The following is a 20,327-nucleotide window of genomic DNA, read 5'->3' as shown; positions in this document are numbered from 1 at the left end:
TTGCAAGAAACAAGATTCAGGAAAGAACAATGAAATTCAGTGAACAGTGGCTCCGTGAATGGGTGAATCCATCCATCACAACGGATGAGCTGGAAAGTCTGCTTTCCCTGTCCGGTCTGGAAGTTGATGGCGTAGAAAAAGCTGCCAAAGATTTCTCTGGTGTTGTTGTTGGCGAAATTATCAGCGCCGAACAACACCCTAATGCTGACAAACTGCAGGTTTGTTCAGTATCTGATGGTACCGAAACCTTTCAGGTTGTTTGTGGTGCGGCCAATGCCCGTGCCGGTCTGAAAACCGGTTTCGCTAAAGTGGGCGCGGTTCTGCCGGGCGACTTTAAAATCAAAAAAGCCAAGCTGCGTCAGGTAGAGTCCTTCGGCATGCTGTGTGCGGAAGACGAGCTGGGTATTTCCGATGATCATGGCGGCATCATGGAGCTGGCGGCGGATGCACCTGTGGGTGCTGATCTGCGCGAATACCTGAACCTGGATGACACCATCATCGAGGTGGACCTGACGCCAAACCGCAGTGACTGTCTGAGCCTGGCAGGTCTGGCCCGTGAAGTGGGTGTACTGACCCAGACTCCGGTTAACGTACCGGAAGTGGCGGCAGTAACTGCAACTGCTTCAGAAACCTTCCCGGTTGAGCTGATCAATAGCGATGCCTGCCCACGATACATGGGGCGTGTGATCAAGGGTATCAATCCGACTGCAACCACGCCGCTGTGGATGGTCGAGAAGCTGCGTCGCAGTGGTGTGCGTGCTATCGATCCTGTGGTTGATGTCACCAACTTTGTGCTGATGGAACTGGGTCAGCCGATGCACGCCTTTGATCTGGCGAAACTGTCTGGTGGCATCAAGGTGCGTCTGGCGGAGCAGGATGAAGCTCTGCAGCTGCTGGATGGCTCTGAAGTTAAGCTGAACGCTGATACTCTGGTGATTGCCGACCATGAGAAAGCCGTTGCTATGGCCGGTATCATGGGTGGTGAGCAGAGCAAAGTAACTGACGAGACGTCTGATATTTTCCTGGAATGTGCCTTCTTCGAGCCGATCTCTATCGCGGGTCGTGCCCGTTCCTACGGTCTGCACACGGATTCCTCGCACCGCTATGAGCGTGGTGTGGACTTCACTCTGCAGGCGCGCGCAATGGAACGTGCAACTCAGCTGCTGCTGGATATCGTAGGCGGTGAAGCCGGTCCTGTGGTTGAAGCGGTTGAAGAGAGCAAGCTGCCGGTTCGTAACGATGTGGTACTGCGTGCTGAGCGTCTGAATCAGATGCTGGCCATGGAGATGCCGGCTGAGAAAGTTGAAGATATCCTGACCCGTCTGGGTCTTCAGTTGACCAAAGAAGGTGATAACTGGCGTGCAGCCGTGCCGAGCTACCGTTTCGATATCAGCATCGAAGCTGACCTGATCGAAGAAGTTGCCCGTGTTTACGGTTATGACAACCTACCGGTTAAGAGCCCGACCATGGCGCTGGGTATCGAAGCTCAGCCTGAGGCGATTAAGCCAATCCGCCTGATTCGTCAGTCGCTGGCAGCCCGTGGTTATCAGGAAGCGATCACTTTCAGCTTTATCGAGCCTGGTCTGTCTAAGCTGTTTGATCCGAAGAATACTCCGATCGCGCTGGCCAACCCGATCTCTGCTGATCTGTCTGTGATGCGTACTACCCTGATTGCCGGTTTGGCGAAAGCGGTACAGTACAACCAGAACCGTCAGCAGGGCCGTATCCGTCTGTTTGAAAGCGGTCAGTGCTTCATCCAGCAGGGTGAAGAAATGGTTCAGGATCCTATGGTTGCCGTTATTGCAACCGGTAGCCGTGAGCCTGAAGGTTGGACCGGTGATTCTCAGCCAATGGACTTCTTTGATCTGAAAGGTGATCTGGAAGCTCTGCTGGATGACAGCGGTATTCTGGCTGAAGTCAGCTTTGAACCGGCGCAGCATCCTGCTCTGCACCCTGGGCAGACTGCTCAGATTGTGCGTAACGGTGAAGCGATCGGATTTATCGGTGCTCTGCACCCGTCAGTACAGAAAGAGCTGGGCCTGAAAGGCAGCGTGTACGTGTTTGAAATCAAACAGTCAGCACTGCAATCCGGCAATGTGGCTAAGTTCGATTCTCTGTCCAAGTATCCTGAAGTGCGCCGCGACCTGGCTTTCATCATTGATGAAAATACCCCGGTTGCTCACCTGATGGCTGCTGTGCGTGAGAAGGCTGGTGAATGGCTGAAAGAACTGCGCTTATTCGATGTTTATCAAGGCAAAGGCGTTGAAGAACAACGAAAAAGTGTTGCTTTGGGCTTGACGTGGCAGCATGCTTCGCGCACTCTAAATGATGAGGAAATTAATAGCCTTGTCGATCAAATTGTATCCGCAGCACAGGAGCAGTTTGGTGCAAGCCTGAGGAGCTGATAGAGATGTCTGCGTTAACTAAAGCTGAAATGGCAGAAAAGCTGTATCTTGAGTTAGGTCTTACCAAACGTGAAGCGAAGGACATGGTTGAACTGTTCTTCGAAGAAATTCGTGAATGCCTGAAAGATAATGAGCAAGTTAAGCTTTCAGGCTTTGGTAACTTTGACCTGCGGGATAAGCGGGAACGTCCGGGACGCAACCCAAAAACCGGTGAAGAGATTCCGATCTCAGCTCGCCGTGTGGTGACCTTCCGTCCGGGGCAAAAGCTTAAATCCCGTGTTGAAAGTTTCGATGATCCGGAATATCAGCAGCAATAGCCCAGGTTAACGCCGGCGACAGGCTTAAAACCCGAGTCAATTTGATTGTCTCGGGTTTTCCTGTTTTTGTAGCTTTGCAATATAAGCCTGATGTTCAGGGGGCAAGGCTAACTGCTTGATTGCGCAGTAAAATATATTTGCAAAGCATTAGCTCATTTGTATAATGCTGATCAGGTTCGGGACGTAGCGCAGCCTGGTAGCGCACTACAATGGGGTTGTAGGGGTCGGAGGTTCGAATCCTCTCGTCCCGACCAATAAATTCAGAAAAACGGCATCTCAATTGAGATGCCGTTTTTTTATGTCTGCAGTTTTGTTGTTTGTGTGGTCTATATGTTTGAGTGGCGAGTTTTACTCGACAGCCTCGCACCGATAAAATCAGGTTATTCATCATCAGGTTAGCTGTGTTGTTATGACGTCAGATCCCCGCCATACCCAGACCGGTTCTCCGGTCAGTCATTCAGATCTCGAAAAGCGTTTGCTGGAGCGGGATGCAGCGCGTCTCTTTATGCGCCGGTATGAGCAGGATTTTAACGAGCCGATGCGTCATATCTGGCATAACGAGCCTTCCAAGCCGGATATCTCCTGCTATTTTCAGGGCAAGCCGCTGGATCTTGAGATAGCGCATCTGTATGCCACCTCGGAAGAAGCCAAGCATGTCCGTGACCGGGATAATACCGACCTGATCTGGCATTATCTGGAAGAGCTGACCGCGGTTGATCCCTGTGATCGTCTTCGGGCCGCACTTCTGAGTCTTTTGCACAGTAAAGCGAAAAAGCATTACGAATCGGATCGCGTCTGGCTGGTAATTCGTAATGTCAGTCCGATCTGGACCCGCTCTGAGTTGCTGAATGTGGCAATGACTTTTGATGAAACGGATTATCCGTTTGAGCAGATATGGCTGCTGCCGGACTTTGATGGTGAACAGCCTCTGATCCAGATTGTTTAGACAAGCTCTGCTGTCTCTGCTTTAGCAGGCTTTCACCGTGGGGATTTCACTCCAGCATGTGGTGTAGCGGGGAGAGCGATGGGCCATTTTCATCTGCCAGCGGGCATCTTCCACCGGCAGACCAAAGGCGACGGTATGTCGTCCCATCTTATGATTCAGCTGATCCAGCGTTTGCATCAGTTTCTGAGTTTTCTCGCCATCTTCTTTTAATGCCAGTTGTTCACTTTCCAGCAGGCCCAATTGCATCGGTCGCCAGGGAATCAGATCCAGCAGCATAATGCCTGCCTTGTGATAGCGCATACCGGGCTGATAGATCATCTCCAGCTGCTGCTGTGCAGTGTGCAGTATCTGTTGGGTGTCGTCGGTAGCCTGTGGCAGAGCGATAGCAGAGGCATCATAAGAGCGGCCTTTAAAGCGCTCTGAACGGGATCGAATCGACACCAGTACCGCTTGAGCAAGACTATTCTGGCCGCGTAACTTTTCGCAGGCGTTCTGACAGTGAAAGCGGATAGCGGCTTTAAGATCGTTCAGGCTGTTAGTGGACTGGCTGAATGAGCGGGAACACATAATGCTTTGCTTGGGCTCTGGAGCTTCATCCAGATGGATGCAGGGCGTTCCTTGAAGCTCCATCTGGGTTCTGGCAACCAGTACACTGAAGTTCTTTTTCAGCTGCTGCGGGTTGGCTTCCCGAAGATCCATCGCGGTTTCTATCCCTTTCAGGCGCAGCTTTTGTCCCAGTCGTTTACCCACGCCCCAGATCTCTTCCACGGGCAAATTTTTCAGCCATTGAAGCAGTTCGGCATCATCAGCACTCTGAAAAACGCAAACGCTGTTTCTGCCCGGCTGTTTTTTAGCCAGATGGTTGGCAATCTTTGCCAGTGTCTTGCTGGGGGCGGCCCCTACGGAAACGGGAATGCCGGTGTAGCGGGGAACAGTGTCTGCCAGTTGCCGACAAAAACCGATGCTCTGCTCGTTCATGCCGGTAAGGTCAACAAAGGCTTCATCAATGGAGTAGCGTTCAACACTTGGGCTAAGCTCGGTCAGCACCTGCATGACTCGGGCCGACATATCGCCATAGAGGGCATAGTTGGATGAGCGCAGAGTGATGCCCAGTCGCTTAACATGAGGGTAAACCTGAAAGGCCGGAGCGCCCATCTCGATACTCAGGGCTTTCAGCTCGTTAGAACGGGCGATAATGCAGCCATCATTATTCGACAGTACCCCGATCGGTTTGCCGTAGAGGGCTGGTTCGAAAACCCGTTCGCAACTGGCGTAAAAGTTATTGCAGTCAACCAGTGCGATCAGAGGTTTAACCCTGTTATTGCTTGATTCAGCCTGTTCAGATCTCATCGCTTCGGATCAGGCGCAGTTATGAATAATGTGAGACACCACGCCCCAGACAAAACAATCGTTGGATTCATCCAGTGGAATCGGGCGGTATTTCGGGTTTTCCGGTTGTAGCCAGTAACAGCCCTGATAAAGGGTCAGACGCTTAACGGTGAGCTCGCCATTCACCGCTGCGATCACGATTTTTCCCGGTGCCGGTTGAATGGCGCGGTCAACAATCAGCAGATCGCCATCCTGCATACCCGCATTGATCATAGAATCACCTTCAACCTTCATCAGGAAGGTTGCTGATGGGTGGCGAATCAGTTTTTCATTCAAATCCAGATGACGTTCCACGTAATCATCTGCTGGGGAAGGGAAGCCAGCGGATACCCGGCTATTGGCCAAAGGTATCTGGTGGTTTGAGTCCGGAATGCCCACAGGTTGAATCGAGTGCAGAGACATAATCGACCTCGGTTTGATGCTGGTGGTGTTGAAATAAAATGTATTGGCTAAATATACAGTATTGTTTGTATATACAGCAATATTCAAAAGAATGACCTGAAATGGCCGTATGACAAGGGCTGCGGAGGTCCGTTAAGAAAATTGAAATTTTTTCAAAATAAATGCTTGTATTTCATAAAGATAGGGCTATAATACCTCCCATCTCTTGAAGAGAAAGAGATCCCTGATAGCTCAGTTGGTAGAGCAGTAGACTGTTAATCTATTGGTCGCAGGTTCGAGTCCTGCTCGGGGAGCCAAATTCGAAAAACCCGCTTTCTACGGAAAGCGGGTTTTTTTATGTCTGAAATTCCTCAGTTGCTGATCTGAATCTCTTTAAGAGTCTTCGGTCAGAATCTTTTTCTGGGCCAGGCCCAGCATCAGGCTTTCCTTCTTCTCATCTAAACTCTTAGACCCCGTATTCTCTGCTGTTCTCCAGAGAACCTCAGCACCCTGCAGGTGAGTTTTAAACAGAAGCTGCCAGAGCCTACCTGCCTTGCTCTTGTTTTTATGACCTTCAGGTCGCGCTAAAAATGAATTTTTAACCTATAAAGGGTTTGACAGTTTCTCATTTTTGACGCATTGTAATTCCATATTCAAACGGTTGTATGAAATATCTGTATGAAACATGGTTGCAAAATCCATCGTTTATCAATTCAGAGGCATGCAACAGAACAACTGGCTTCAGCTGATGCGCAATCACAATAATAAGGATTAAGTCGTCAGCTGAGGGAAAGAACCAAGACCCAATGGGGAGAGCAGTGGATGATTTACGCAGGTAAAGCCATCACGGTAAAAGAGATTGAAGGTGGTATTGCTGAGCTGACCTTTGATCTGCAGGGTGAGTCCGTCAACAAATTTAACCGTATGACGATTCAGGAACTGGATGAGGCAACTCAGGCGCTGGCTAAGGCTGAAGGTCTCAAAGGTCTGGTTATCCGCAGTGCCAAAGATGTATTTATTGTTGGTGCTGATATCACTGAATTCCACGATGCTTTCGGTCAGTCTGAAGAAGAACTGGTTGAGATGAACATGGCGGTACACGAGATCTTCAACCGTGTTGAAGACCTGCCGTACCCAACCGTAACCGCGATCAACGGCATTGCGTTGGGTGGTGGTTTCGAAATCTGTCTGACTACTGACTACCGTGTCGGCTCTACTGCTGCCCGCGTTGGTCTGCCGGAAGTTAAGCTGGGCATCATCCCGGGTTGGGGCGGTACGGTTCGTCTGCCACGTATTATCGGTAACGACAATGCGATCGAATGGATCTGCGCCACTAAAGAGAAGAAAGCAGAAGCTGCACTGAAAGAAGGCGCTCTGGATGCAGTTGTTGCTCCTGAGAAGCTGGATGCTGCTGCTGTTGATCTGATTCTGCAGGCGAATGCCGGCAAGCTGAACTGGCAGGCTAAGCGTCAGGAGAAGCTGGAGCCGCTGAAGCTGAACATGATCGAATCTATGATGTCTTTCGAGACTGCGAAAGGCTTTGTTGCCGGTCAGGCGGGTCCTCATTACCCGGCTCCGATCGAAGCAATTAAGAGCATCCAGAAAGGTGCTTCTGAAGGTCGTGAAAAGGCGCAGAAAGCCGAAGCAAAAAGCTTTGCCCGTATGGCGCGCACCCCGGTTGCTAACAGCCTGGTGGGTCTGTTCCTGAACGACCAGCTGCTGAAGAAGAAATCTTCAGCTTATGAGAAAGATGCTCAGCCGGTGAATAAGGCTGCGGTACTGGGTGCCGGTATCATGGGCGGTGGTATTGCTTACCAGTCTGCCTACAAAGGCACGCCAATCATGATGAAAGATATCAACGAGCCAGCACTGCAGCTGGGTCTTGATGAAGCTAAAAAGCTGCTGGCTAAGCGTGTTGAGCGTAAGCGCATGACACCAGCACAGATGGCTGATGCCCTGAATGCAATTCGTCCAACCCTGAGCTACGGAGACTTCGGTGACGTTGATCTGGTGGTAGAAGCAGTTGTTGAGAATCCTAAGATCAAAGGCGCGGTTCTGGCGGAGCTGGAAGATCAGGTATCTGAAGACACCATCCTGACTTCGAACACTTCAACCATCTCCATCACCTCTCTGGCGGAGAACCTGAAGCGTCCGGAAAACTTCTGCGGCATGCACTTCTTCAACCCGGTACACAAGATGCCACTGGTTGAGGTGATTCGCGGCGAGAAAACCAGCGAGAAAGCGATTGCAGCAACCGTTGCCTACGCGAAGAAAATGGGCAAAACCCCTGTTGTGGTTAACGACTGCCCGGGCTTCCTGGTGAACCGTATTCTGTTCCCTTACTTCGGCGGCTTTATGAGTCTGATCGAGCACGGTGCTGACTTCCAGCGCGTTGATAAGGTGATGGAGAAATTCGGCTGGCCGATGGGCCCTGCATACCTGCTGGATGTTGTGGGTATGGATACCGCTGAACATGCTAACAATGTTATGGCTGCAGGCTTCCCGGATCGTATGGCTCGTGAAGGCGAGACTGCACTGAGCGTAATGTATAACGCTAAGCGCCTGGGTCAGAAGAATAAGCTGGGCTTCTATGCCTATGAAGAAGATCGCAAAGGTCGTCCGAAGAAAGTGGTTGATGAAGCCGCATACGACCTGCTGAAACCTCTGGTTCAGGACAGCCGTGAACTGACGGATGAAGCCATCATCGAGCGCATGATGATTCCTCTGTGCATCGAGACGGTTCGTTGTCTGGAAGATGGCATTGTAGAAACAGCGTCTGAAGCAGACATGGGTCTGATCTTCGGTATCGGTTTCCCTCCATTCCGTGGTGGTGCGCTGCGCTACATCGACAGCATCGGCCTTGAAGCCTTCTGTGCGATGGCAGACAAGTACGCTGAAGAGCTGGGTCCTCTGTACCAGCCGACTGAGAAAATGCGCGCAATGGCTGCTGAAGGTAAAACCTACTTCTAATACCGTGAGCCCTGCTTTATGGGGCTCCTGGTTCAACAGCCAGATAAACCGAACTGCGATATCCGGCTGAATGCAGAGTTCAGAATCTGATTCAGCCGGAAACAGAACAAAAAATTTAGGAGAAGATCATGAGCCTGAATCCTCGTGATGCAGTAATTGTAGATGGCGCGCGTAGTGCCATGGCGAAAGCGAAGAATGGTGCTTTCCGCAATGTTCGTGCTGAAGAATTGTCCGCTGCTGTAATGGAAGGTCTGCTGGATCGTAATACAGGTCTCGACCCGGTTGAGATCGATGACATCGTTTGGGGTTGTGTTAACCAGACCCTGGAGCAGGGTTACGATATCGCCCGTAACGCGTCCATCCTGACCCGTATTCCTAAGACAGTACCTGCGCAAACTGTAAACCGTCTGTGTGGTTCCTCTATGTCAGCACTGCACATCGCAGTAGCTAACATTCAGGCTGGTCTGGGTGACGTTTACATGGTCGGTGGCGTTGAGCACATGGGCCACGTCGATATGATGCACGGTGTTGATGTAAACCCGTCTGCGTCTAAATACGCTGCTAAAGCGGCGATGATGATGGGCCTGACCGCTGAGCTGCTGGGCAAAATGCACGGTGTAAGCCGTGAAGATCAGGATGCCTTCGGTGTGCGTTCACACAAACTGGCGTATGAAGCTGCGCAGGCTGGTCGTTTCGACAAAGAGATCATCGGTGTTGAAGGTCACGATGCCGACGGTTTCCGTAAGCTGATCACCTATGATGAAGTGATTCGTCCTGAGACCTCCATGGAGAGTCTGGCGGGTCTGCGTCCGGTATTTGATCCCCGCAATGGTACCGTAACTGCAGGTCAGTCTTCTGCGCTGTCTGTAGGGGCTTCCGGCATGCTGGTGATGTCGGCACAGCGCGCACAGGAGCTGGGTATGACGCCAATCGCCAAGATTCGTTCTATGGGCGTAGCGGGTTGTGATCCGTCCATCATGGGTTACGGTCCTGTACCGGCTTCTCAGAAAGCACTGAAAGCGGCAGGTCTGACCATCGACGATATCGACTACGTTGAGCTGAACGAAGCTTTCGCAGCACAGGCGATTCCTGTACTGAAAGATCTGCAACTGCTGGATAAGGTTGACGACAAAGTGAACCTGAACGGCGGCGCAATCGCACTGGGTCACCCTCTGGGTTGTTCCGGTACCCGTATCTCTACCACTCTGCTGAATGTTATGGAGCAGAAAGGTGGAACCCTCGGTCTGGCTACCATGTGTATCGGCATGGGGCAGGGCGTGGCAACCGTATTCGAGCGTCTGTGATCCAGTCGCTCGGATTGTCCGGCGTGCAACTGAGCCTGCACGTCAGCCTACATAGCACTTTTTGCTAATCCCTTTAGTCAAAAGCTAGTGGCACCTGCACACTCTTGAACTTCTGTGTTGTGTTTAAGACTGAGCCAACGAACACAACAACTGATTAGAAGTGCCGGCCCTCTTCACGGGGCCGGTTTTTTTATGCCTGCGATTTCTTTCCCTCTTTCCCTCTTTCCCCTCTTAATCTCTGATCTGACTTATCAGGCTGGAATAACCGGTGTGCTGAATAATATCTGTACTCGTCCCTGAGTCGGGTAACTGGGTATACTGCGGGTATATCAGCAAAGGACAGAGGGAGCAGTTTATGAAGAAGGTATTAAAGGTCGGGCTGGCACTTATGGCATGTATGGCCGCGTTACCGGCTCATAGTGAACTGCTGCGTAAAAGCCCCGGTCATGGTGCACACTTTTATCCGGTACAACCGGAAGAGGTTAAAGCCACTCGTGATTGTTCGGTTTATGTCCCGGCTTATTCTCATATCTTCCTGTCTGAAAACTCTCAGGTGCCGCTGGCGGTGACCCTGAGCGTGCGCAATATGAACGTCGATAAACGCCTGATCATTAAGCGCGTGGACTACTTCGATACCACAGGTAAAAAACTCGATAGCCTGATGAACAGCTGGTTTGCCCTGGCACCTATGGCAACCGCATCTTTCGTGATCGATCAGCAGGATCTTTCCGGCGGAGCGGGCGCTAACTTTATCGTGCATTGGGCAACCGATGAAAATGCACAGGAGCCTCTGATCGAAGCGGTTATGGCGGGCTATCGCGGCACTAAAGGGCTGAGTTTCTCATCCCGCAGCGTGAAGCTGCTGCCGTGTGAGTGAGGACTTTATGTGATTTTATATAAATACATGTCATTCCAAGCTGCACGAATGGTTATTGAAAATTCGTCACTAGGGTTTTCATGCTTGGAGGATCTAAATGATCCTTTTGAATGCACATCTTTTGGATTTGAAGAAGGCTGTGGGTTGCTCTCTGCTGGCATTGCTACAGGGGCATGTAAAAACCGGTTTTCAAGAAACTATGGGGTTTTGTCCTTGACTAGAAGGCCCTTGAACTCTCTTATGTGGTCGCACTATGGAGATGAGCATCAAGGGGTTGTGCTTGGTGTAGATACTGATATTGCTGGCTTTTCAGATAAAGAAAACTGCGTGATTCCTAGTCAATATGGAGAGGTTATTTACTCTGCAACCAAGCCGCATAACAATCTGCCTGCGCCAAGTGCTGCTGAATTGATGAGTATCGGTAATGGTATTGAATTTAACTCTGACACATTCAATCTCGTTAAACGGGCATTTCTATATAAATCCAGTGAATGGGGCTATGAAGAAGAGGTTAGAGTTGTCAAAGATATATCGGGATTACCGCTGAGCTACCACTTTGACGAGGGACGAAGTGGTGAGTGGAATAAGATAAAGGTTTCAGGTCGGCCGCTTTATTGCTTAGACATACCAATAGATTCCATAAAAGAAATTTATTTGGGACGTCATATTTATAAGAATGTAAGTAAGAAAAAGTTACTTACGGATGATGAGCTAGAAAGAGTACTTTTATCTTGGGGGCAGCGAGATTTAAAGCTCTGGCATTGTGAGCCCGATGTCCATTCGTGGCAGTTAAAAGCAAAGCCATCAAAATATAGCGCCAAGAAGTAGGGCGGCTATAGAGGGGGCAGGGATCTAATTTGTTGTCCTAGAGCATACATGGAAAGAATTCTATTTTCTTAAAGAGAATCTGCCCCTCTGCGAAATCAGCGTTTCACCGCTTTCAGTACCACAAACTTCTTATTGCTGGCGACCAGTGTGCAGTTACCGAACAGACGCTTCAGGGCTGCGTGGTAGCCTAAGTGCCGGTTGCCGACGACCCAAAGCGCACCACCTTTCTTGAGTACTTTTCTCGATTCTTTGAACATCTGCAGGGCGATAAAGTCACCGACCACATTCTGCTGGTGGAAGGGCGGGTTGTTCAGGATCAGGTCTGCGCTATTGGCTTCAAGTCCTGCAAGGCAATCGGTGGCGGTAAAGCGGGCTTCCCGCTCGGGGAAGGCGCGTTGGAAGTTGATACGCGCGGAGTCCACTGCCATATAGGATTCATCAACAAAATGCAGCTGTGCATTAGGGAAGCGCTCAGTAGCAATAACGCCCACCACACCGTTACCACAGCCCAGATCGACAATAGACAGGTCTTCATCGGATCCGACCTTTTCCTGCTGCAGAATCTGCAGGAAAAAGCGGGAGCCGATATCCATGCTCTCGCGGGAGAAGACATTGGCATGGTTGCTGAGGGTGTAGTGATTATGGGTAAACTGTTCGCCCTTCAGATCCAGTGTCAGTGGGTAAGGGTTATCCGGCAGTTTAAGGTCAGCGACGTCAGAAAAGATCAGGCGAGCTTTTTTAACCGCCAGTGATGTCTTGGTCGGACCTATGATGCGTTCAAACAGCTTCAGGGTGTTGGTGTGCACCAGCTTGGTCATCGCCCCTGCGATAATCTTAGTGCCTGTATGCACAAAGGGACGGATACGGTGCAGCTGTTCTTCCAGCATGGAGTGGCTTTTCGGAATTTTCAGTAGTACCAGATCCAGCGGTTTGTCCGGTGTTTCAAGGCTGTTCAGAAAGCGACCCCGAGTCTCTTCCAGACCGTTCTGTAGCAGGTTCTGTTTCAGACCCTGTTCTGCCAGAAAGGAATCGCTCATCATGGCCGGATTGTGCGCTGCCAGTGCAGTGCTTAATGCACCAAAGCTGTCATTCAAAATCAGAATATTGCCGCTCAGCGGAATCTGCTCATCGGCCAGATGGTTAAGAATGTATTCGTCAGCAGCATCCCAGGCGCGAAGAGTATCTTTTTCCCGGTGAGGATAACGGCTGAGCTGAAACTGGCCCTGAGGCACGCAGAGTTGTTCCATAGAGATGGCCTTATTGAGCGGTCGGAGTCGGATAGCTAAGGATCAGGATTATCGAAGCTGCTTTTGTGTAGGCAGCTTCGGATCATCAGCAGAAGGCATTCAGCCTGCAGCAGGCTTTATGGTCAGGCGTCCTGCTTCTTTTCAGGAGTGAAGCTGTTTACTTCAAGGTAAGGCGCGGCATCCAGTTTCTCGGCGTTCATCATTTGGGCGATGCGCTGAACAGAGGAGAGCAGAAGGTTCTGTTCCCAGCTCTCAAGACTCTGGAATTTGCTGATAAATTCTTCCTGCAGAGCGGTTGGGGATTCGCTCAGCAGCTCGTTACCTTTTTCGGTCAGCAGAACATGCACTTTACGTTTGTCGATAGTGCTGCGCTGGCGAACCACAAGACCTTTGACTTCAAGGCGATCCAGAATGGTGGTTACCGTTGCCTGACTCAGGTTTACCATCTGCGACAGCTCACGGATCGTGTAGTTTTCACCACCCTTCTCAAGTTCCTGCAGAATCACCAGCTGAGGACCGGTTAAGCCAGTGCTTTTATTCAGCTTTCTGGAGTGTAGATCGATACCGCGAATAATCTGGCGGATAGCAACAAGAACTTCTTCGTACGATTGCATGAGTCTTCTTAATTTACCTGAATGTGGGTCTGTAATTTGGATCTTGAACGAAAGGTTTCGACAATAGGCAATGATAGCGGGTTTGCCGCCTTTAGCTAGCCTAAACTGCTCAGATTACCGGAAATAAATGGTAAATAAAGCCTGTTCAGACGGAATTGTGTCAGCCGAATCGACCTGTCGGTGTTGTGCTGAATTTTTAGCTTCGGATTTTCGCTGCAGCTTATAATTAACCTTTTGAAAAATAAACGATATTTTACCGCAACCTTCCTCTTTGGCGGAAAACTGGTAACATCGCCGCTTCATAATTCTGCCGTTGCTAATGTTCTTCTGGTATCCATCATATCTACTGTTTTTGTAAAAGGAGTAAAGCCGTGACGAATGGAGTGGTTTTGCTGTTGTCGTCATCCTTTATGTTTGCCCTGCTGTATTACTATCCGGCTTGGCTTGCACCCCTGGATGGCGAGCAGATTTTCGGCTGGCGTATGCTGTTTACTCTGCCGGGTGTCAGTCTGTATCTGTGGCTGAGCGGTGAGTGGCGTCTGGTGGTTTCCCTGTTTCAGGAGCTGAAAAAAAGGCCTTTCCTTTGGTTGGGGCTGCCTTTGTCGGCATCTCTGGTGGGCGTTCAGCTGTGGCTCTTTATGTGGGCTCCGGTGAATGGCAGTGGTCTGCCGGTATCGCTGGGTTACTTTATGATGCCTTTGGTGATGGTGATTCTGGGGCGCTTTGTTTACGGTGAGCAGCTGTCCCGCTGGCAGCTACTGGCGGTGATAGCGGCTTTGGTGGGTGTGGCGAATCAGGTCTGGCAGACCGGAGCGGTATCCTGGGAAACATTTGTGGTGGCGATCGGTTATCCGCTCTACTTTATGTTGCGTCGCTGGCAGGGTAATGATCATTTGGGCGGTATCTGGTGCGATATGTTTTTGCTGCTGCCGATGGCGGGCTGGTTTGCGCTGGGAACGGGTGAATCCGGTGCTTTCTCTCAGAATGATTCGCTCTGGTGGCTGGTAATCGGGCTGGGGCTGATCAGTGCGCTGGCGCTGATTTTCTATCTGCTGTCGGCCAAGCTGCTGACCTTTAGCCTGTTTGGTCTGTTGAGCTATCTGGAGCCTGTGCTGCTGGTCTTTGTGTCTTTACTGTTGGGCGAGAGTATCGCCGAGCACGAGCGCCTGACCTATATCGCGATATGGACAGCAGTTGGCTTGCTGGTGGTGGAAGGTGTGCAGAAGGTTTGGCGGATGAAGCGTTATCCGGATATTCCGGCGGCCTAGTTTTCGACCGGTAAAAAAATAGCCAGCATTGCTGGCTATTTTTTTGAGCGCTACCGGCGTAAGCCATAAGTTTCGGTGTATTACTCCGCAACTTCTTCCGCTTCCAGAGGGTATACACCGTTTTCGTCATGCACTTCTTTACCGTTCAGTGGCGGATTGAAGGCACAGGCAAAAACGATATCTTCACCTTCGTGGGCGCGCAGCAGGTGCTTGTCGTGCTTGTCCAGAATATAGATGGTGCCCGGGCTGATCGGGTAGATCTTGCCATCTTCTACGGTTTCTACTTCACCGTAACCGCTGATGCAGTAAACCGTTTCCAGGTGGTTCTGGTAGTGGATTGGGGTCTCAGTACCGGCGTAGATAGTGGTGATGTGGAACGAGAATCCCATGTTGTCGTTTTTCAGCGACATACGAACGCTTTTCCAGTTATCGGATTTTACGCAGCGATCGGTTTTTTCAACTTCCTGAAGTTGGCGAACAATCATGTGGTTAACCTCAAATAATCAATAACGACTTTGATACCGTGGTGTTTAACGGTGCTGTATAAGAAGAACTATAAAACAGAGCCGCAGATAGCGGCTCTGTGTATCCGCGCAGATGTCGCCTGCGGGGCTCTTGCTGTGCGGTGATTAGCTGGCTTTTTTCAGTTCCAACTGAGCGCTGTAGTACTGATCAAATGCCTGTTCCAGTACTTTCAGGCCTTGCGCCATCTCTTCTTCTGTAACTGTCAGAGGAGGGAAGCACTTCACAACTTCGCCTTCAGGACCACTGGTCTCAATGATCAGCTTCTGTTCAAAGCACAGAGAGGTGATGTCGTCGGCAATGTCACCGGATGGGCAGCAGATGCCCTGCATCAGGCCACGACCTTTGCGGTACAGATCCGGATAGCTATCGCAGATCTTGTTCAGAGCCAGCTTCAGCTGTTCGCTGCGGGCATGAATGTGGCTGGCGAATTTATCATCTGCCCAATAGGTTTCCAGTGCTTTCTTAGCGGTAATGAAGGCGTGGTTGTTACCACGGAACGTACCGTTATGCTCGCCTGGCTTCCAGATGTCCAGCTTGCGGTCAAACAGCGTTACCGCAAATGGCAGGCCAAAGGCACTCAGGGATTTAGACAGGGTGATGATATCGGGCTTGATATCAAACTGATCGAAACTGAAGAAGGTGCCTGTACGGCCACAGCCCGCCTGAATGTCATCAGCGATAAACAGAATGCCGTGTTCTTTACAGATGGCAGACAGCTCTTTCAGCCACTCTGCAGAAGCGGTGTTCAGACCGCCTTCACCCTGAACGATTTCAACAATTACTGCAGCAGGCATATCCAGACCACTGGAGTTGTCCTTCAGCATCTTTTTGAACAGTCCCAGCGTGTTGAAGTTATCACCCAGGTAGCCATCGTAAGGCAGGCGGGTTACGCCGCTCAGAGGCTGGCCTGCGCCGCCACGGTGGTGGCTGTTGCCGGTTGCCGCCAGAGCCCCCAGAGTACAACCGTGGAAACCGTTAGTGAAAGAAACAACGTTGTGACGGCCGGTTACTTTGCGTGCCAGCTTCAGTGCGGCTTCAACGCAGTTAGCACCGGTAGGGCCTGTGAACATCACTTTGTGATCCAGGTTGCGCGGCTTCAGAATGATGTCGCGGAACGCTTCCAGAAAGCCTGCTTTAGCTTCAGTGTGCATATCCAGGCCATGAGCTACACCGTCGTTCTGGATGTACTCAATCAGGCTATCTTTCAGAATCGGGTTGTTATGGCCGTAGTTCAGGGAGCCGGCACCGGCCAGAAAATCAAGGTACTCGTTGCCGTTCTCGTCAAACAGTTTGCTGCCTTTCGCCTTGGTAAATACTACCGGGAAAGAACGTGAATAACTCTGAACTTCAGACTCATACTCTTTAAAAATCATCGTGTGCTCCAGTTTTAAAATTTTTTGATATTGGGTGTTGCAGCTGCGCGCCTGATCGGGAGTGATCAGGCTTCAAAAGGACGGGCATCATGCCCTGACACTTCCGGGCTTACGGGTGCCGGAAAGGTCCAATCTCAAGCAGCTCTTCGGATTCATGCAGGCCGTGGAAATGCAGCTCTTTGTCCAGGAAATCGAAAGTACGGGATTCGCATTCCAGAGCGCGGGTCAGGCCAGCGAACATCCGCCATGAAGCGGTGTTATCCGGTGAAATAGTGGTGTGCAGAACTTTCGCAGGCTGGCTTGCCGGGCGTTTGAGGATCTCAAAGATCATGCGCTTGGCCAGCTGTTTGCCTCGGGCGCTTTCATCAACGGCTACCTGCCAGATGAAAAGTGCTTCAGGCTGATCCGGGCGGATAAAGGCTGATACAAAGCCGATCAGCTTATCGCTGTCCCAAGCGCATACCGATGTTTCTGCCCAGAGTGAGCAGCACAGCATGTAGCAGTAGCTTGAGTTCAGATCGAGAGGAGGTGAGTTCTGGATCAGGTCTGTAACGGCAAGACCGTCCTTTAGTTCGGGTTGGGTAAATCTAATCGAGTCACTAATGTCGCTAGTCATAATATTTGTTTAGGGTTCAAAGTATATTTATACGATAACGTGCGTGATTTTTTTTCTCAAGGGCTAATTTTTAGCGAAATTATGGCTTTTTGTATCTTTGGTTAGGATGCGAATGTTTTGTGGCGGTTTGTTTAGTGTTCTATTTCATTTTTATGAAGGGGACGGCAATATCTAAGAAATGCAGGCCCTAAGCGGGCTGAAGCAGGATGGCTGGAGAGGCTTCAGAGAGGGATGAGAGGAAAATGAGGGCATAAAAAAAGCGCTGATGATTCAGCGCTTTTTTTGTTAGCAGGGGGTGAAAATTTATTTAAGAATTTTCATATCTGCTGATTTTAATCTTCAATCGGCACGATGGTCATGGTGTGAGTGCCGTGATGATCGCCGCGGGTAAGGATGACGTTGTCGCCTTTGGTGACCACGTTGCGGCGTTTCAGTTCATCAATTGCCTTCTTCACTGATTCAGGTTCGGCGCTTGAATGGCTGAAAGGAACCGTGGTTACGCCGCGATAGAGGGCAACGCGGTTCTGGGTTTTCTCCTGAGCGGTAAAGGCAAAAATCGGCATGCCGGAGCGGATGCGCGACATCAGTAGTGGCGTCAGTCCGGTGCGGGTCATGCAGATGATGGCTTTAACACCTTTCAGGTGGTTGGCGGCATACATGGCAGAGAGGGCAACCGCTTCATTCACGTGGCTGAAACCTTCATGCATCCGGTGGTTGGACTGCTGAGCCACGCGTTCCAGCTCTGCACCGCGGCACAGACGATCCATTGCCTGAACGGTTTCCAGAGGATATTCACCAACGGCGGTTTCAGCGGACAGCATAACCGCGTCGGTGCCGTCCAGAACCGCGTTGGCTACGTCAAACACCTCGGCACGGGTTGGCAGCGGGCTTGTGATCATAGACTCCATCATCTGAGTCGCTGTAATCACAACCTTGTTCAGGCTGCGTGCGCGCTGAATCAGGCGCTTCTGAACGCCGATCAGCTGAGCATCGCCAATCTCAACGCCCAGATCGCCACGGGCAACCATGACACCTTCGGAAGCCAGGATCAGGTCGTTCATCACCTCATCGTTAGCCACGGATTCGGCGCGTTCCACCTTGGCGATCAGGCCGATATCTTTGCCGGCATCACCCAGAAGTGCACGGGCTTCACGCATATCGTCACCGGTACGCGGGAAAGAAACCGCCAGATAATCCATGTCTAACGCGATTGCGGTTTTGATATCTTTTTTGTCTTTTTCGGTCAGTGCTGCCGCTGAAAGACCGCCGCCCTGTTTGTTGATGCCCTTGTTGTTGGACAGTTTGCCGCCAACGGTTACGGTGCAGCGTACTTCCGGTTTGGCAACCTCATCTACCTGAAGCTGGATGCGGCCATCGTCCAGCAGAAGAATATCACCGGAGGTGACGTCATCTGCCAGCTGAGGGTAGTCCACACCAACCTGTTGCTGGTTGCCGGCATCACGCTCAAGTTCCATGTTCAGAGTGAATTTATCACCTACGGCCAGTTTGATCGGGCCATCTTTGAAGCGTGCGACACGGATTTTCGGTCCCTGAAGGTCGCCCAATACGGCCACGAAGCGGCCAATCTCTTTTGCTGTTTTGCGAACAGCTTCTACCCGGGCGCGATGCTCTTCGGGGTCGCCATGGGAGAAGTTGACTCGTACCACGTCCACGTATTTCAGAACCTGAGCCAGTTTTGATGGCTCGTCGGTAGCGGGACCCAGGGTGGCAACGATTTTAGTTCTGCGCATTCTTTCTGATTCCTTAATCTTGCAGGGTAAAGATCGGATCTTTATCGGTAAATTTATCAATGCATTTGACTGTTACCCGCTTGCTTATGGCGGGCTTGGTTTCGGTCGGACTTAACCGGGTATGGTTAAGCCCCTTGGTCATTTGATGCGACTTTTAGTTTTTATTCCTGAATAGCGATATCCGTTTATAAGCCGCTTGCAAGTTACTGCTGATAACCTATTGATATAGACTGTTTTTATGACGGTTTAACCATAGGTTTGGTAACCGTCTTTGTTTTGATTGTGAGATACGGTCAGGCCTTCATCAGTGCCTTTGTGGTGTCCAACATTCGGTTAGAGAAGCCCCATTCGTTGTCATACCAGGCCATCACTTTCACCAGGTTGCCCTGGACGCGGGTATGACTGCTGTCGAACACTGAGGAGTCCGGGCAGTGGTTAAAATCCACTGAGACCAGAGGCAGTTTATTGTACCCCAGAACTGATGAGTCACGGGCGGCTTTTTCCAGAGCTGCGTTGATCTCCTTGGCGCTCATCGGCTGTTTAACCACAACGCTCAGATCCACCAGTGAAACATTGTTGGTCGGAACCCGAACCGCAAGTCCGTCAAGCTTGCCTGCCAGTTCCGGCATTACAAGACCGATAGCCGCAGCGGCACCGGTTTTGGTCGGGATCATAGATGCGGTTGCTGAACGGGCACGGTATGGGTCGGTGTGGTACACATCGGTCAGATGCTGATCGTTGGTGTAGGCGTGAATGGTGGTCATCACACCGCTTTCAACGCCCATGGTTTCGTGCAGCACTTTGACAACAGGAGCCAGGCAGTTGGTGGTGCAGGATGCGTTGGAAACAACGGTGTGTTCCGGCTTAAGTGTGTGCTCATTAACACCGAAAACAACTGTGGCATCCGCATCCGGAGATGGCGCAGAGATCAGAACTTTACGCGCGCCCGCTGTTAGGTGAGCTGCCGCTTTTTCCCGCTTGGTGAACAAGCCGGTGCACTCAAGAACGACATCAATATTCAGTTCTTTCCAGGGCAAATTGCCAGGATCCCGCTCGGCAAAAACCTGAATGTGGTGGCCGTCTACGGTGAGGGAGTTGTCATCGTGCTCTACCTCATAGCCGAAGCGGCCGTGAACAGAGTCGTACTGGAGCAGGTGAGCGTTGATGGCAGCGTCGCCGAGATCGTTGATGGCGACGATTTCCAGAGATTCGGTGTGATGTCCTTCAAAATAGGCGCGAAGGATATTGCGGCCGATACGGCCAAAACCATTGATGGCGACACGTATTACCTTCATGTTGTCACTCCTTATTCGACAAACTCTGAATATTCAGCAGGATGAAAAGCTGAACCGGTTTTGTTTTAAGGATAGAACGGGGTAATGGTCTGAATGCTGATCTGTTGAGTAATTTATAAATCAGGCTCCGGTGTGATTCTGCTTAGTTAAAAAAACATGGGCCAGAAAGAACAAGAGTTTTCATCCTGCTTAAGTCTTAGATTGGGGTGTAACTGCAAGAA

The 20,327-nt window shown here is 50.8% G+C and carries 17 protein-coding genes and 2 tRNA genes; 10 read left to right on the top strand and 9 right to left on the bottom strand.

Annotated features, from left to right (window positions below):
- Positions 1 to 29 precede the first annotated feature (29 nt).
- The 4 genes from pheT to BV405_RS07765 all read left to right on the top strand — a co-directional run bounded on the left by pheT (position 30) and on the right by BV405_RS07765 (position 3,668).
- Entirely contained in the window at positions 30 to 2,405 is a 2,376-nt protein-coding gene (pheT, locus tag BV405_RS07780; protein WP_086480310.1) for a phenylalanine--tRNA ligase subunit beta, read from the top strand.
- Positions 2,406 to 2,410: 5 nt separating this feature from the next.
- The gene (gene ihfA, locus BV405_RS07775; RefSeq protein WP_086480309.1) at positions 2,411 to 2,722 is read left to right on the top strand and encodes an integration host factor subunit alpha; all 312 of its coding nucleotides are present in this window, start codon (positions 2,411 to 2,413) and stop codon (positions 2,720 to 2,722) included.
- A gap of 177 nt (positions 2,723 to 2,899) precedes the next feature.
- Positions 2,900 to 2,976, top strand: a tRNA-Pro gene (locus tag BV405_RS07770).
- A gap of 155 nt (positions 2,977 to 3,131) precedes the next feature.
- Complete coding sequence (locus BV405_RS07765; protein WP_086480308.1) at positions 3,132 to 3,668, top strand: hypothetical protein; 537 nt, start codon at positions 3,132 to 3,134, stop codon at positions 3,666 to 3,668.
- A gap of 21 nt (positions 3,669 to 3,689) precedes the next feature.
- Here BV405_RS07765 and BV405_RS07760 read toward each other — a convergent pair whose 3' ends face one another.
- Together BV405_RS07760 and BV405_RS07755 are read right to left on the bottom strand one after the other, a co-directional pair.
- Positions 3,690 to 5,018, bottom strand: coding sequence for a Y-family DNA polymerase (locus BV405_RS07760; RefSeq protein WP_245832273.1), 1,329 nt, complete (start codon positions 5,016 to 5,018; stop codon positions 3,690 to 3,692).
- 9 nt (positions 5,019 to 5,027) lie between these two features.
- Positions 5,028 to 5,459: a LexA family protein gene (locus BV405_RS07755; protein WP_086480307.1), complete on the bottom strand. Its 432-nt coding sequence runs from the start codon at positions 5,457 to 5,459 to the stop codon at positions 5,028 to 5,030.
- A gap of 220 nt (positions 5,460 to 5,679) precedes the next feature.
- Here BV405_RS07755 and BV405_RS07750 point away from each other — a divergent pair.
- From BV405_RS07750 to BV405_RS07730, 5 genes are all read left to right on the top strand, one after another.
- Positions 5,680 to 5,755: transfer RNA gene (locus BV405_RS07750), tRNA-Asn, on the top strand.
- A gap of 505 nt (positions 5,756 to 6,260) precedes the next feature.
- Positions 6,261 to 8,408: a fatty acid oxidation complex subunit alpha FadB gene (gene fadB, locus BV405_RS07745; protein ID WP_086480306.1), complete on the top strand. Its 2,148-nt coding sequence runs from the start codon at positions 6,261 to 6,263 to the stop codon at positions 8,406 to 8,408.
- A 128-nt stretch (positions 8,409 to 8,536) separates the two neighbouring features.
- Positions 8,537 to 9,712 carry an acetyl-CoA C-acyltransferase FadA gene (gene fadA / locus BV405_RS07740; protein ID WP_086480305.1) on the top strand — a complete coding sequence of 392 codons (1,176 nt, stop codon included), beginning with the start codon at positions 8,537 to 8,539 and terminating at the stop codon, positions 9,710 to 9,712.
- 355 nt (positions 9,713 to 10,067) lie between these two features.
- On the top strand, positions 10,068 to 10,589 hold the full coding sequence (locus tag BV405_RS07735) for a DUF3124 domain-containing protein (protein ID WP_086480304.1): 522 nt from the start codon (positions 10,068 to 10,070) through the stop codon (positions 10,587 to 10,589).
- A 9-nt stretch (positions 10,590 to 10,598) separates the two neighbouring features.
- Entirely contained in the window at positions 10,599 to 11,417 is an 819-nt protein-coding gene (locus BV405_RS07730; RefSeq protein ID WP_086480303.1) for a DUF2971 domain-containing protein, read from the top strand.
- 95 nt (positions 11,418 to 11,512) lie between these two features.
- Here the strand turns inward: BV405_RS07730 and BV405_RS07725 are convergent, their stop codons facing one another.
- Together BV405_RS07725 and BV405_RS07720 are read right to left on the bottom strand one after the other, a co-directional pair.
- Entirely contained in the window at positions 11,513 to 12,664 is a 1,152-nt protein-coding gene (locus BV405_RS07725; protein WP_086480302.1) for a methyltransferase, read from the bottom strand.
- 122 nt (positions 12,665 to 12,786) lie between these two features.
- Positions 12,787 to 13,278 carry a MarR family winged helix-turn-helix transcriptional regulator gene (locus tag BV405_RS07720; protein ID WP_086480301.1) on the bottom strand — a complete coding sequence of 164 codons (492 nt, stop codon included), beginning with the start codon at positions 13,276 to 13,278 and terminating at the stop codon, positions 12,787 to 12,789.
- A 371-nt stretch (positions 13,279 to 13,649) separates the two neighbouring features.
- Here BV405_RS07720 and rarD point away from each other — a divergent pair, with 371 nt between their 5' ends.
- Positions 13,650 to 14,546 carry an EamA family transporter RarD gene (rarD, locus tag BV405_RS07715; RefSeq protein ID WP_086480300.1) on the top strand — a complete coding sequence of 299 codons (897 nt, stop codon included), beginning with the start codon at positions 13,650 to 13,652 and terminating at the stop codon, positions 14,544 to 14,546.
- Positions 14,547 to 14,626: 80 nt separating this feature from the next.
- Here the strand turns inward: rarD and BV405_RS07710 are convergent, their stop codons facing one another.
- From BV405_RS07710 to gap, 5 genes are all read right to left on the bottom strand, one after another.
- Positions 14,627 to 15,031 (bottom strand): ectoine synthase, encoded by a 405-nt coding sequence (locus BV405_RS07710; protein WP_086480299.1) that lies wholly within the window; start codon positions 15,029 to 15,031, stop codon positions 14,627 to 14,629.
- A 144-nt stretch (positions 15,032 to 15,175) separates the two neighbouring features.
- Positions 15,176 to 16,444 carry a diaminobutyrate--2-oxoglutarate transaminase gene (gene ectB / locus BV405_RS07705; RefSeq protein WP_086480298.1) on the bottom strand — a complete coding sequence of 423 codons (1,269 nt, stop codon included), beginning with the start codon at positions 16,442 to 16,444 and terminating at the stop codon, positions 15,176 to 15,178.
- 109 nt (positions 16,445 to 16,553) lie between these two features.
- Complete coding sequence (ectA, locus tag BV405_RS07700) at positions 16,554 to 17,060, bottom strand: diaminobutyrate acetyltransferase (protein ID WP_086480297.1); 507 nt, start codon at positions 17,058 to 17,060, stop codon at positions 16,554 to 16,556.
- Between the two features lie 332 nt (positions 17,061 to 17,392).
- Positions 17,393 to 18,811, bottom strand: a complete 1,419-nt coding sequence (gene pyk / locus BV405_RS07695) for a pyruvate kinase (RefSeq protein WP_086480296.1) — start codon at positions 18,809 to 18,811, stop codon at positions 17,393 to 17,395.
- A 293-nt stretch (positions 18,812 to 19,104) separates the two neighbouring features.
- Positions 19,105 to 20,106: a type I glyceraldehyde-3-phosphate dehydrogenase gene (gene gap, locus BV405_RS07690; protein ID WP_086480295.1), complete on the bottom strand. Its 1,002-nt coding sequence runs from the start codon at positions 20,104 to 20,106 to the stop codon at positions 19,105 to 19,107.
- Positions 20,107 to 20,327 lie beyond the last annotated feature (221 nt).

The sequence above is a fragment of the Oceanospirillum sanctuarii genome, assembly GCF_002150805.1.
Classification (GTDB): Bacteria; Pseudomonadota; Gammaproteobacteria; order Pseudomonadales; family Halomonadaceae; genus Oceanospirillum; species Oceanospirillum sanctuarii.
Note: the sequence above shows the minus strand (reverse complement) of the source record. Positions and strands in the feature narration are given on the sequence as shown.